The sequence below is a fragment of the Candidatus Caldatribacterium saccharofermentans genome (assembly GCF_050267035.1).
GTDB lineage: Bacteria > Atribacterota > Atribacteria > Atribacterales > Caldatribacteriaceae > Caldatribacterium > Caldatribacterium saccharofermentans.
Genome location: NZ_CP187957.1, coordinates 141,441 through 153,909, shown reverse-complemented (window position 1 = coordinate 153,909; position 12,469 = coordinate 141,441). Strand labels below are relative to the sequence as shown.

Annotated in this window: 10 protein-coding genes, 3 tRNA genes and 1 pseudogene; 13 read left to right on the top strand and 1 reads right to left on the bottom strand. The window is 55.6% G+C overall.

The features are described 5' to 3' along the window. Positions 1 to 41: 41 nt before the first annotated feature. From ACPT9Q_RS00840 to ACPT9Q_RS00780, 13 genes and pseudogenes are all read left to right on the top strand, one after another. A complete protein-coding gene (locus ACPT9Q_RS00840; protein WP_427365993.1) occupies positions 42 to 821 on the top strand; it encodes an ABC transporter ATP-binding protein in 780 nt (259 codons plus the stop codon). Then, a complete protein-coding gene (locus ACPT9Q_RS00835; RefSeq protein WP_017873026.1) occupies positions 814 to 1,518 on the top strand; it encodes an ATP-binding cassette domain-containing protein in 705 nt (234 codons plus the stop codon). The genes ACPT9Q_RS00840 and ACPT9Q_RS00835 overlap by 8 nt, the downstream gene beginning before the upstream one ends. A gap of 3 nt (positions 1,519 to 1,521) precedes the next feature. Continuing rightward, positions 1,522 to 2,421: an ABC transporter permease subunit gene (locus ACPT9Q_RS00830; protein ID WP_017873027.1), complete on the top strand. Its 900-nt coding sequence runs from the start codon at positions 1,522 to 1,524 to the stop codon at positions 2,419 to 2,421. Continuing rightward, positions 2,421 to 3,461, top strand: coding sequence for a branched-chain amino acid ABC transporter permease (locus tag ACPT9Q_RS00825; RefSeq protein WP_427366689.1), 1,041 nt, complete (start codon positions 2,421 to 2,423; stop codon positions 3,459 to 3,461). The genes ACPT9Q_RS00830 and ACPT9Q_RS00825 overlap by 1 nt, the downstream gene beginning before the upstream one ends. Then, on the top strand, positions 3,434 to 4,192 hold the full coding sequence (locus ACPT9Q_RS00820; RefSeq protein ID WP_026137277.1) for a creatininase family protein: 759 nt from the start codon (positions 3,434 to 3,436) through the stop codon (positions 4,190 to 4,192). The genes ACPT9Q_RS00825 and ACPT9Q_RS00820 overlap by 28 nt, the downstream gene beginning before the upstream one ends. After that, positions 4,170 to 5,519, top strand: a complete 1,350-nt coding sequence (gene asnS / locus ACPT9Q_RS00815; RefSeq protein ID WP_427365992.1) for an asparagine--tRNA ligase — start codon at positions 4,170 to 4,172, stop codon at positions 5,517 to 5,519. The genes ACPT9Q_RS00820 and asnS overlap by 23 nt, the downstream gene beginning before the upstream one ends. A gap of 65 nt (positions 5,520 to 5,584) precedes the next feature. Then, positions 5,585 to 5,673 (top strand) — tRNA-Leu (locus tag ACPT9Q_RS00810). A gap of 20 nt (positions 5,674 to 5,693) precedes the next feature. Continuing rightward, a tRNA-Met gene (locus tag ACPT9Q_RS00805) sits at positions 5,694 to 5,770 on the top strand. Positions 5,771 to 6,094: 324 nt separating this feature from the next. Next, positions 6,095 to 6,844, top strand: a pseudogene (locus ACPT9Q_RS00800) (sugar ABC transporter ATP-binding protein); the annotation flags it as partial. A 50-nt stretch (positions 6,845 to 6,894) separates the two neighbouring features. After that, on the top strand, positions 6,895 to 7,155 hold the full coding sequence (locus ACPT9Q_RS00795) for a substrate-binding domain-containing protein (protein WP_427365991.1): 261 nt from the start codon (positions 6,895 to 6,897) through the stop codon (positions 7,153 to 7,155). A gap of 15 nt (positions 7,156 to 7,170) precedes the next feature. Next, entirely contained in the window at positions 7,171 to 8,340 is a 1,170-nt protein-coding gene (locus tag ACPT9Q_RS00790; protein WP_427365990.1) for an iron-containing alcohol dehydrogenase, read from the top strand. A 127-nt stretch (positions 8,341 to 8,467) separates the two neighbouring features. Beyond that, positions 8,468 to 8,542 (top strand) — tRNA-Glu (locus tag ACPT9Q_RS00785). A 67-nt stretch (positions 8,543 to 8,609) separates the two neighbouring features. Then, on the top strand, positions 8,610 to 10,688 hold the full coding sequence (locus ACPT9Q_RS00780) for a sensor domain-containing diguanylate cyclase (protein ID WP_427365989.1): 2,079 nt from the start codon (positions 8,610 to 8,612) through the stop codon (positions 10,686 to 10,688). Here the strand turns inward: ACPT9Q_RS00780 and ACPT9Q_RS00775 are convergent. Beyond that, positions 10,675 to 12,357 (bottom strand): hypothetical protein, encoded by a 1,683-nt coding sequence (locus ACPT9Q_RS00775; RefSeq protein ID WP_427365988.1) that lies wholly within the window; start codon positions 12,355 to 12,357, stop codon positions 10,675 to 10,677. The genes ACPT9Q_RS00780 and ACPT9Q_RS00775 overlap by 14 nt on opposite strands. Positions 12,358 to 12,469 lie beyond the last annotated feature (112 nt).

The following is a 12,469-nucleotide window of genomic DNA, read 5'->3' as shown; positions in this document are numbered from 1 at the left end:
GGACGGGGAGGGGTGCTGCCCCTCCCCGGCTACTTTCGACGATGGGTGAGTACATTCTGAAGGTTGAAGACCTGTGGAAGAATTTCGGTGGCCTGATGGCCGTAAGTGGGTATAACCTTGAGCTTCCCCGTGGGGCAATTTATGGGCTCATTGGGCCGAACGGGGCGGGGAAAACCACGGTGTTCAATCTCATCAGCGGGGTTTTGAAGCCTTCCCGGGGGAGGATTGTGTTCAAGGGACGGGATATTACTCACCTTCGCCCTGACGAAATCACTGCCCTGGGGTTGACCAGGACCTTCCAGAACCTGCGCCTTTTTCCCTCCCTTAGTGTGGAGGAGAATCTGAAAGTTGCCGCCCACGTGCATGCCCGCTGTGGGTTCTTCCCTACACTTTTCTGCGCCCCCTCGTTCTTTCGCGAGGAGAAAGCTATAGAGCGGAAAGCCTGCGAGATGCTTGAGCGCTTTGGCATGTACGAGTTCCGGAAGGAAATCGCTGCGAATCTCCCCTACGGTTTGCAGCGGAAACTCGACATTGCCCGGGCACTGATGACCGGGCCAGAGCTTGTCCTTCTTGATGAACCCTCTGCAGGGATGAACACGAAAGAGGCCGATGACCTGGCCCGTCTGGTTGCAGAACTTCAGAGGGATTTCCACCTCACCATGATCATTGTAGAACACCGGATGTCCTTCGTTATGGGACTGGCCGAAGTTATCCAGGTTCTCGACTACGGCTCGGTTATTGCGGTTGGAACCCCTGAAGAAATCCGCCAGAATCCAAAAGTCATCGAGGCATATCTGGGGACAGGTGATCTCGTTGCTTAAGGTTGAAAAGATTACGGTGAAGTACGGCGTCATTCCTGCGATCCAGGAGCTTGAGTTTGAAGTGGAGAGGGGGCAGATTGTGGCCCTTCTTGGAGCCAACGGTGCTGGTAAGACAACGACCTTGAAGACCATTATGGGGGTTCTGCGGCCGGTACGGGGTCGCATTTTCTACGACGGAAAGGACATCACCTTCCTTCCTGCGCCTCAGCGGGTCCGTCTGGGTATTGCTCTCGTGCCTGAGGGTCGGGGAATTTTCAACCGCCTCACGGTGCGGGAAAACCTTCTCCTTGGAGCGTACCACCGGAGAGACCAGGAGGGAATTCTCCAGGATCTTGAGGAGGTGTACCGCCTTTTCCCCCGTCTGAAGGAACGGGAGAACCAGGTTGCCGGGACGCTCTCCGGGGGTGAACAGCAGATGCTGGCCATCGGTCGGGGCCTCATGTCCCGCCCCAGGCTCATGCTCCTTGACGAACCTTCGCTCGGTCTTGCCCCCCTTGTGGTTCGAGAGCTCTATGCCCTGATTCGGCGTATCCGGGAAAATGGCGTTACTATCCTCCTTGTGGAGCAGAGTGCTCCCATGGCCATTGGTGTCGCCGACTACGTGTACGTTCTGGAGACGGGGGTGGTGAAGATTGCCGGGACTCCCCAGGAGGTTGAGTCCCTTGAAGAGGTGAAAAAGGTCTATCTGGGAGGGTAGGGTATGTTCTCGCTCTCGTATTTTTTGCAGCAGAGCATGAATGGCATTATCCTCGGTTGTATTTACGCGCTCCTTGCCCTGGGCATGACGGTGGTGTATGGCATTCTCCGGCTCATCAACTTCGCCCATGGTGCCCTTATCACCCTGGGGGCGTTCTTCATGTATTTTGTCTTTTTCCGTCTTGGTTTGCCCTTTGTGGCTGCACTCTTTCTGGTCCTTGGGTTTGGGGGAGCCATGGGTCTTGTCCTTGACCTTGTGGCCTACAGGAAGCTCCGGGGTGGTCCGGAGGTGGCGCTTCTTATCACCTCGCTGGGATTCTACACCTTCATCGAGAATTTCACCAAGCTCATTGTTTCTCCCCAGCCTTACGCCTTCAAGACCCCGGAATTTCTGGCGACGCTGTACCGGACGCCGTATCTGACCTTCCGGACGGTTGATGTCTTTATCATCTTTTCGTCTCTTCTCATCATGCTTGCCTTCCACCTCTTTGTGAAACGGACGAAACTGGGGATCGCCATGCGGGCAACGGCGGAAAACCTTGAGGTTGCCAACCTCATGGGCATTGAGGTGAACCGGGTTATCTCGGTGGCCTTTGTCCTGGGCTCAGCCATTGCCGCTTTCACGGGATTCCTGTGGGGAGCAAAATACGGGCAGATTTCCTACGACATGGGTTTCCTCACGGGGGTCAAGGCCTTTGTGGCCGTGGTTGTGGGCGGTGTGGGGAGTATTCCTGGTGCCATGCTTGGGGGATTTGTTCTGGGACTTGCGGAGATTCTCTCCATCGCCTTTCTGCCCACACGCTTTGCCGAATACCGTGATGGGATTGTCTTTGCCATCCTCATTTTGGTCCTCCTTATTCGTCCCTCGGGTATTATGGGGATAAGGGAAGAGGTACGGGTGTGATGAAGCGGCGTATCCCTCAGGAACTCTGGTTCGTCGTTGGAGGCCTTGTGCTCTTCGGTGCGCTGTTTGTGGCGGAAAAAACCCTGAATCGGTACCTCCTGCATATCCTCATCCTCATGGGAATTTACTCCATTGCCACGGTGAGTTTGAACCTCACCAATGGATATACCGGGCTTTTCTCTCTGGGGCACGCAGCCTTCATGGCCATCGGGGCGTACACTTCGACTCTCCTCACCTTTCCCGTCCCTCTGCGGGAAGCCTATGACCTTCCCCGTCTTCCCTGGTTTCTGGGAGGACCGGACGCTGCCTGGTCGTTCTTCCCTGCGCTTCTTGCTGGAGGGGCGCTCGCAAGCTGTGCCGCTCTGCTCATCGGGGCACCGGTGCTTCGCCTTCGGGGGCACTACCTCTCTGTGGCGTCTTTGGGGTTCATGGTCATTGTGGTGACGTTTGCTAAAACCCTCAAGGGCATTACCCGGGGGCCAATGGGAATCAGCGCCATTCCGCTGTACACGAATGTTTACTGGACGTTCCTGTGGCTTTTCATCACCATGTACGTGGTGTGGAGGATCGTCAATTCCCGTTTCGGGAGGGCCCTGATGGCTCTCAGGGAAGATGAAACCGCGGCGCAGGTCCTTGGCATCTATCCCATGAAGTACAAGCTCTTCGCCTTTGTGGTGGGGGCGTTCTTCGCAGGGGTTGCGGGGGGGCTGTACGCGCATCTGACCAAGGCCATTCGTCCTTTTGAGTTCTCTTTCACCCTGACCTTTCAGATTGTCGTCATGCTCATCGTCGGTGGTATGGGGACCATGAGCGGACCGGTGGTGGGGGCGGTGCTCCTTCTGGCACTCCGGTACGCTCTGAAGCCCCTTGAGGAGCACCTGAAGCTTTATGGCCTTATCGAACTCGTTTACGCGTTGCTCCTCATCGTCATTATGCTCTGGAAGCCTGAAGGCCTTGTGGGAAGGAAACGGGTTTCTGCAAGAGGACGCCAGGAGAGAAAGGAGGAAGGGGAATGGGCAAGGTTTTCCATTCTGAGATGACCTATATCGATTTCAAAGAGGGGAATTTCGATAAGGCCATTGTGGCTGTAGGCTCAAGCGAAAATCACGGATTCCACCTCCCCTTTGGCACCGATACCCTTGTGGCCCAGGCCATCGCCCTTGAGGTGGCAAAGAGAGTTCCGGGGACACTCGTTTTGCCACCCCTGTACTACGGTGTGAGTTTCCATTATGATGCCTTTCCCTTTACCTTGACCCTTCGGCCGGAAGTCATGGTGGAAGTCCTCAAGGATGTCTTCACCTCCTGCATCAGGCAGGGGATTTCTCGCATCATCATCATCAACGGTCACGATGGGAACATCGCCCCCATAGAAATCGCTGCCCGCTCTGTCAAAGTGAACTATCCCCACGCTTTTCTGGCGTGCCTTCCTGCCTGGTGGGTGACGGCAGGGGAGCTCCTCCCTCCGGGGACGTTCGAGGTGTGGGGAGGGCTTGGACATGCAGGAGAGGGAGAGACCTCGATTGTCCTCTATCTCTTCCCGGAACTTTGCCGGATGGAAGAAGCCCGGGGCGTTGTTCCGGATCTCCCCGAAGGGCTTGAGATCAAGTGGCGTTTCGAGGAGCTCACCCCTTACGGAGCCACAGGGGACCCCAAAAAGGGGACAAAAGAGAAGGGAGAGAAGATGTTCCGGGTCCTTGTGGATTATGTAGTGCGCTTTCTCGAGGAGATGGAGAAGCGAGGGTGGAAGTATGGTGAAAAGTCCCGTGTTTGAGCGAGGATGGACTGATGGAGCTTTCCCCTGGGCCACAATTGAGAACATCGACTGGTGGGAAGGGAAGGACGTCGAAATCCGGGGATGGCTTGCCAACCGGCGCTCGAGCGGGAAGATTGTTTTTCTCATTGTTCGGGATGGAACGGGTTTCATCCAGGCCACGGTCTCACTGGGGGAAACCTTTTCCCGGGAAGACCTGAAGTTTCTGGAGCGCCTCCCCTTTGAGTCGGCCATTCTTCTTCAGGGGCGGGTGAGGAGAGAACCCCGGGCGCCTTTTTCGGGATATGAACTCGAGGTTCAGGGGGTTCGCGTTGTATCCCTTGCTCAGGAGGAATACCCGATCCAGAAGAAAGAGCACTCTGTGGAATTCCTCATGGAGCACCGGCATCTGTGGCTCCGTTCCCGCAGGCAGAACGCCATTTTGCGGATCCGAAACACTATCATCATGGGCATCCATGAATTCCTCCAGAAAGAGGGTTTCGTTCTCATCGATCCACCGATTCTCACTCCTGCAGCCTGTGAAGGCACGACGACGCTTTTTGAGCTCGAGTACTTTGACCTCGGGAAAGCGTATCTCTCCCAGAGTGGCCAGCTCTACATGGAAGCGGCCTGCATGGCCTTTGGAAGGGTCTACTGCCTTGCTCCGGCTTTCCGGGCGGAGAAGTCCAAGACCCGCCGTCACCTCACCGAGTTCTGGATGGTGGAACCCGAAGCGGCGTTTTTCACCTTTGAGGACAACCTGTGTCTTCAGGAGCGTCTTGTTTCCTTTGTTGTCCAGAAGGTCCTTGCCGAGTGTCCTCGGGAGCTTGAAATCCTCGAGCGGGACACAAAGCCGCTGGAGCGGGTTACTCCGCCTTTCCCCCGCATCTCGTACTCAGAGGCGATTGAACTCCTCCAGAGGAAGGGTTTTCCCGCAAGGTGGGGGGATGACTTTGGTGGGGATGAGGAAACCGCCATCTCTGAGGAATTCGATCGTCCGGTATTCATCCACCATTATCCCAGGGCCATTAAGGCTTTCTACATGCAGCCGGATCCGGAGAACCCCGACCTTGTGCTCAACGATGACCTCATTGCTCCAGAAGGATATGGAGAAATCATCGGAGGGAGTGAGCGCATTTACGACCTTGCGCTCCTTGAGGAACGGCTCCGGGAGCACAATCTCCCTCGAGAGGCCTTTGAGTGGTATCTCGACCTCCGCCGCTTTGGTGCCTGTCCGCACTCAGGATTTGGCCTGGGGATTGAGAGGACCGTGGCCTGGATTTGTGGTGTGCACCACATCCGGGAAACCATTCCCTTTCCCCGCCAGATTTACCGAATCTATCCCTGAGGTGCTGTACCCCTTGACTCTTTGAGATTTGCTGCTAAAATAATAGGGTGCGTACGGCCGGCTGTGCCGGAGTGGCGGAATAGGAAGACGCAACGGACTTAAAATCCGTTGAGGCGCAAGCCTCGTGCCGGTTCGATTCCGGCCTTCGGCACCAGGAAAGACATGGGAATACGACGCGGGGTGGAGCAGTCAGGAAGCTCGTCGGGCTCATAACCCGGAGGTCGCAGGTTCGAATCCTGCCCCCGCTACCAGAGTTGTGCAAAAAGCCCTGTGCCTGCAGGCACAGGGCTTTTTGCTTTTGAGGAAACCGGGAAACATGGCTGAAGTTGCTGCTGGAAACCGCTTGATTCCTCTCTACGGGACAAAACCTTGTCTGACAGGCCTTTCCTGACACAGAGCGGAAAAACGGCGGGCAATTCTTCTGTTACGGAAAACCAGGTGGTTCTGATTCTCTTAAATACTGTATTTCTCCCATCTCTGATTCCCAAAGGTCGGAAAAACGAGAGGACTGTTGACTCTGCTTTTTCAGGCCTGTTATCATCGAGCCAAACGCGGGATTCAGAGGATGGGGAACAATGGGCGAGGAGCTTCTGCGAGTAGAAAATGTCACCAAAAGGTTCCCCGGGGTTTTGGCGCTTGATCGGGTACACTTTGAGCTGAGGAGGGGCGAAGTCCATGCCCTCGTGGGGGAAAACGGTGCAGGGAAATCCACGTTGATGAAGATTCTCAGCGGGGTTTATCGTCCCGATGAGGGCACCCTGTACTACAAGGGGAAACCGGTTGTTTTCCACAATGCTCAAGAGGCCCAGAGAGCTGGCATCAGCATCATCTACCAGGAATTGAACCTCATGCCCCATCTCACGGTGGCTCAGAATATCTTCATCGGTCGGGAACCTCTGCGTTTTGGAGGGTATATTGACGACCGTCAGATGAACCGGCAGGCCCGGGAGCTCCTGGCCCGGCTCCACGTGGACATTGACCCCACCACTCCTGTTTATGCCCTCCCCCTCTCCAAAAGACAGATGGTGGAAATCGCCAAGGCTCTTTCGTTTCGCTCTGAGGTTCTTATTATGGATGAACCGACCTCTGCTTTGACCGAGTCGGAAATCGACGAGCTCTTCAAAATCATTCACCAGCTTAAGCAGCAGGGCGTGGGCATCATCTACATCTCCCATCGTCTGGAGGAGTTGAAGCATATCGCTGACCGGGTTACCGTCCTACGGGATGGAAAGTACATAGGGACCTACAACTACAGCGACATCACCCTTGAAGAGCTTGTGAGTAAGATGGTAGGGAGGACACTCGAGCACAAGTTCCCTCCCCGCACCTGTCCCTGCCTTTTCCGCCTTCCGTGATTTTTGCGTGCAACTACAGTATGGGTATCGGGGCTTTTGAAGCCATTAAGGATTTAGGACTGCGGATACCCGGAGATATTGGGTTTGCCATTTTTGACGACCTCCCCTGGTTTGCCTACCTTTCTCCCCCCTTGACGGCTGTTTCTCAACCCGCTTTTGAGGTGGGCAAAGTAGGGGCAGAGCTTTTAATGGAGCGCCTGAAGAAAAAGCGAAACACCCCTAAAAGGGTGGTTCTCCCCACATCGCTGCGCATTCGCTATTCTGCCGGCGAACGCTGGTAAGGAGGTTGTTCCCCCATGAGTTCCTTTTCATACTATCAGCCCACACGTATTCATTTTGGTTTTGGGAAACTCGAAGAGGTGGGACGGATTGTGTCCCGTTACGGGAAGAGGGCGTTGCTTGTTACCGTCCCTCCCTTTCAGGCCTTGGAACCAGTCTTCGAAAAGACTAAGCGTCTCCTTCGGGAGAGTGGGGTTGAGGTTGCCCACTTCGACCAGGTCATTCCCAATCCCACAACGGAGAGCATTTCCTGGGGAGCAGAGATGGCCAGAGATTTCCACGCCGATGTCGTGGTGGGGCTTGGGGGAGGGTCAAGCATTGATACTGCCAAGGCCATTGCTCTGGAGGTCACGCATGAAGGAACGGCCTGGGAGTATCGCCTTTTTGGAGAAAGAAAGGTCACGAGAGAGATACTCCCCATCATCGCCATTCCCACCACTTCTGGTACCGGTTCTCAGGTAACGGCGGTTTCCGTGCTCACCAATTCCGGAGAGCGCTTCAAATCGGCTATTGTGGACCCTCATCTTTTCCCTAAAGAGGCCATTGTGGATCCCGAACTTGTGATGTCCCTTCCTCCTCATCTTACCGCTTCCACTGGATTCGATGCCTTTGCCCATGCCTTCGAAAGTTACGTCCACGTGAATGCCAATCCCTATACCGACCTCCTGGCCCTTGAGGCCATGCGCCTGGTTATTCGTTTTCTCCCACCTCTTCTCAACAATCCTGCGGACCGCAGGGCCAGGGAACACATGGCCTGGGCAGATACCCTGGCAGGTCTCTCCATTGCAAACTGTGGCACCACTCTGCCCCACGGAATTGGCATGGCCATTGGCGGGAAGGCCCCCTGGGTCATGCATGGAGAGGCCTTGGCCGTGGTGTACCCAGAGTTTCTCCGTTACACCGCTCCTTACGCCCTGGAGAAGTTCGCCGCTGTGGCCAGGATGTTCCGTCCTGAGCTACTGGGCGAAAAGGATGAAGTCGCAGCGTTAGCCCTTGAAGAGATCATGAATGCTTTCCTGAAGGAGATTGGCATGTGGTTTGGCCTTGAGGATTTGCGCATCCCCAGGGAGGACCTCCCTGGTATTGTTGAGGACACCTTCAAGCTCCCTGACTACTCTGTGAATCCCAGGGTTCCTACAAAAGAGGACGTGTTGGCTCTTCTGGAGAGTGCATACTCGAGGAAGTAGAAAGAAGATTGGAGCAATGGAAAAGGTGGGGACCTGTGTCCCGGCTTGAAAAAAACCGGGATGAAGTCCCCCTTGATTTTTCCAGAGCCCATGGTAGAATAGTAACCGCCAAAGCGGAAGAAAGGGTGGCCCAATCGAATAGTGGTTAGTTCGGCGGGCTCTCAATCCGCAAGCCGGGGTTCGATTCCCCGTTGGGCCACCATTTATATTTTTGAGCTCTTGAGACTTCTTGCTCCCGCAACCCCAAAGCCCCAGAATGTGGTACACTTATGGAAACCCTGCAGTCTGGGGGACTGGAAAGACTCATGGAGGTAGGGCTTGGCTATAGCGAGAGGACTGACGAGAAAGCAGCACTTGAAGAAGCGCTATCTCAGGCAGTGCAGACAAGCGGCGTACCCTCTTTCTTCTTTCTCTTTATTACGCCTCAATACAACCCTCACCGTATTCTTGAGGCGCTGCGTGAGGCTTTCCCCTTGGCGAAGATCCTCGGTTGTTCAGCTGAGGGTGTGGTGGTGGGCAGAAGACTCCTTTCCCGCGGAATAGCCCTCCTGGCCCTTGCCGTACCCGGGTTGCGGGCTTTTACCGTTTCCCCCCCTTTTGAAGGAAGTGATTCGTACGCGCTTGGGGAACTTGTGGGGAGGGAGGTTCAGCGAACTTCTCTTGGAGAAGGAACCCTGGTTATTCTTCCTGATCCTGCCCTTGAGGTGCCGCTTTTCCTTCAGGGTCTCTATAACGTCCTTGGTCCCCGTTTCCTCTATCTTGGCGGAGGGACGGGTGCCTTCCGCTTCACCGAACAGGGCGTGAATCTGGGCCCGGTGAGTGTGGGGGTTTTTGAAGGTATAGCCTTTTCTTCCGCGGCAGACCACGGATGGTCCCCCACAAGGGAGCTCCTCGTGGTGACGAAGACTCGGGGACGGGAAGTGGTTGAGATTGATGGTATTCCTCCTTTTGAGGCGTACTGCGAGCGAGTGGGGGATTTTTCCCGGGAAGACCTGCCCTGGGTGGGAACCCTCTATCCCTTGGGATTTCCAGGTATTTTTGGGGATTTCCTCATCCGGGATCCTGCGTATTTCACCCCGGATGGGGCTATGGGATTTGTGGGGGCGAGCATTCCCGAGGGAGCCGTGGGGTACCTCATGAGGGGAGAAAAGGAGAGCCTTCTGGCCGCTGCGGCCAGGGCTTCTCAGAAGGCGATCTGCGTTGGAAACCCTTTGTTCGCCCTCGTTTTTGACTGCGTCAGCCGTGCTCTGGTTCTGGGAGAGGCTTTTGAGGAAGAGCTCAAAATCGTGGACGATACTCTTGGGGGCCTTCCCTGCCTTGGGTTTCTCAGCGTGGGGGAGATTCATCCCCGCGGTCGGGCACCCCTTTTCCGGAACAAGACGGTGGTTGTGGCGGTGGCGGGGAGAAAGAGAGCCAGAGAGCGTTTTCTTTCGGTCTGTGACGCTTCTTCCGAAGTGGAGCTTGCCATTCTCCATGAGATTTCCTCTCTCTCGTTTCCTGGATCCTACCAGGAGTTCTTCCGGGAAGTGGTGGAACGGGCGGTGCGGCTCTTTGGGGTGCAGCGCATGGCCTTCCTCTGGAGAAGAGACCAGGAACTCCAGCTTGCTGCATCCTGGGGGTTCTCTGATCCTGCCGAGGTTCAGAAGGAAATGGCATCCCCGAAGGAGCACCAGCGGATTTTCCTCCTGGGCGAACAGGAGGCCCCTTCAGTACTCTTTTTCGAGGCTCCTTATCCTTTACGAAGGAGAGAACACCGGCTGTACGCCCTTTTTGCCCGTAAGGTGGAGGATGTCCTCCGTTTTGCCCGCCACCTTGAGGAACAAAAGCAGCGCCTCAGGGAGCTTGAACACCTTTCACTGACCGACGAGCTCACCGGGATCTACAACCGTCGCGGGTTCCTGGTGCTTGCCGAGCATGCACTGCTTGTCGCACAGAGGGAGGGAAAGGAAGCGGGAGTACTCTTTCTTGACCTTGACAATCTCAAGTGGATCAACGACCAGTTTGGTCACGAGGAAGGAGACAGGGCGATTCGGGAGTTCGGCAGAATAATCCAGAAGGTCTTTCGCAAATCTGATGTTATCGCCCGCATTGGGGGCGATGAGTTCGCCGTCCTCCTCTCCGGGGTGAAAAATGCAAACCTTCAGCGGATTCTCCACCGCCTCACGCAGCTTGTGGAAGAGTGGAACAGCAGGAACCAGTGTTCTTATCGTCTCTCGTTCAGCGCAGGCTGGGCGCCCTTCCTTCCCTCGCAACCCCAGAAGATCCGGGAGCTTCTGTCCTTTGCCGATGCCCGGATGTACGACGAAAAGCGAAAGAAAAGAGGCGGCAATTCCCTCACTCCTTCCTGAGGATTTCCCGTATCCGGACCAGGGTTTCCAGAGCTTTTCTCGCAGGGACAATGAGGGTCAAAACGTTTCGTCCCTTTTCCCGGAGTGCCCGCCGGTCAGCCAGAGCCTGGGCCATTTTGAGCGCACCAAAGCCCAGGGAGCTTTGTGTGTCCCCGGGACGATCGGGAATGGGAAGGTCTTCGTCGCTTTCCGTTACAATCTGCAGGAAGCTCCCCCTGCCCCCATCCCCTTTGTGGAGCTGTCCTGTAGAGTGAAGGTAACGGGGACCGTACCCCAGGGTGACGACCTGTCCGTATTCCTCCTTGAGAATCCCGCCCAGAGTCCAGAGTTCTTTTTCGATGGAAGGGTCATAAGGAGTGAAGGCCTGAATTGCCAGGTATCCATCCCTGTGGAGCTTTCCGAGGAAATCGTCCAGGGCGTCTTTGAGGGAGAGTGCCGCTTTTTCGGGGAAGAACCTGATCTCCCCATCCTGTGGCAGGTGCTCCGGGAGGAGTTCCTGGGGATTGCGGAGCATTTCTCGGGTGAAACGTTTGGTGGACTCAACATCAGGCTGATCAAAGGGGTTCAGGCGGAGGAAGTACCCCGCAAGAGCGGTGGCAAGCTCGAAGAAGTACGCGTGCTGTCCCAGGTTATGGGGAGTCTCAAAGGGAATGGCAAGATAGGGACGCCCTTCCCCCTCAAGAGAGGTCAGAAAGGTGCGAGGAAGCTCTTCTTCGCGGGTGAAGAAGACGACGTACCCCACGTCCTGTCGGGGGTACACCTTCCATTCCCGTTCCACAACAGGAAGGATGGCTTTTCCCATTTTCCCCGTGCTCTCGGCAAGGAGCTGTTCAAGCCAGAGCCCGAAGGTCTCGAGTGCCGGGGAGGTGAAAAGAAGGACAATTTTATCGCATCCTCTGCGGTACAGTCCCCCAAGGAAAGCTCCAAGGACTGCTCCTGGGTTGTCCGGAATTTCCTGGTCGGGGAAGGAACATTCCATGGCTTTTCGGGCTTCTTCAAGAAGACGATCAAGGTCAATACCAAGGAGCGCGGCGGGGAGAAGCCCGAAGAACGAGAAGATAGAGTACCTTCCCCCGATGTTGGGGTTATTCTCGAAGATTTCCCGAAAACGGTGCAATCGAGCTTCGGCGATGAGAGGACTTCCCGGGTCGGTGATGGCCACGAAGTTCCTTCCCGGTTCTTCCTCTCCCATGGTGTGAAGGAGAGTAAAGAAATAGCGGAAGAGCACCAGAGTCTCAAGGGTTGTCCCCGATTTTGTGGAGACGATGTACAGGGTGGTTCTGGGGTCTCCTTTTTCCGCGAAGGACCGAACGATCTCGGGATCGGTGCTGTCGAGCACTTCGACATCGAGGGAGTTCAGTGCTTTCTGGAACATCTGGGAGAACATGAGAGGGGCGAGGCTTGAGCCGCCCATGCCAAGGAGCACCGCTTTGGTGAAGCCGGCTTCCCTGACGCTTTTGGCAAAGGCCTCAAGGGTCCGCACCATCCCCTGCATGCGGCAGGGTGCTTCAAGCCAGTCCAGGCGATTGACAATCTCCTCGGGACTCTCACTCCAGAGAGTGTAGTCTTTCTGCCAGAGTCGCAGAAGTACCCGTTCCCGAGCAAGCTCCTCAAGGCATTGCTGAAATGCGCTTTCGTAATCTCCAAGAAAGAGTTTCCAGCCTCTCATTTGCCTACCCCCTTTCTGCTATTGTATCCGAAAGGCCACAGGGAATGAAAGGCCGGGGTACGGGAGAAGGAAGTCTCCGAAGTTCGTTGACAGGTTTTCCCAGAAAGGGTAT

Bases quoted from the DNA above. Each gene is read 5' to 3' on its own strand.
- ACPT9Q_RS00840 (WP_427365993.1), top strand. From the start codon at position 42: ATGGGTGAGTACATTCTGAAGGTTGAAGACCTGTGGAAGAATTTCGGT.
- ACPT9Q_RS00830 (WP_017873027.1), top strand. From the start codon at position 1,522: ATGTTCTCGCTCTCGTATTTTTTGCAGCAGAGCATGAATGGCATTATC.
- ACPT9Q_RS00825 (WP_427366689.1), top strand. From the start codon at position 2,421: ATGAAGCGGCGTATCCCTCAGGAACTCTGGTTCGTCGTTGGAGGCCTT.
- ACPT9Q_RS00820 (WP_026137277.1), top strand. From the start codon at position 3,434: ATGGGCAAGGTTTTCCATTCTGAGATGACCTATATCGATTTCAAAGAG.
- asnS (WP_427365992.1), top strand. From the start codon at position 4,170: ATGGTGAAAAGTCCCGTGTTTGAGCGAGGATGGACTGATGGAGCTTTC.
- ACPT9Q_RS00795 (WP_427365991.1), top strand. From the start codon at position 6,895: ATGGGTATCGGGGCTTTTGAAGCCATTAAGGATTTAGGACTGCGGATA.
- ACPT9Q_RS00790 (WP_427365990.1), top strand. From the start codon at position 7,171: ATGAGTTCCTTTTCATACTATCAGCCCACACGTATTCATTTTGGTTTT.
- ACPT9Q_RS00780 (WP_427365989.1), top strand. From the start codon at position 8,610: ATGGAAACCCTGCAGTCTGGGGGACTGGAAAGACTCATGGAGGTAGGG.
- ACPT9Q_RS00775 (WP_427365988.1), bottom strand. From the start codon at position 12,357: ATGAGAGGCTGGAAACTCTTTCTTGGAGATTACGAAAGCGCATTTCAG.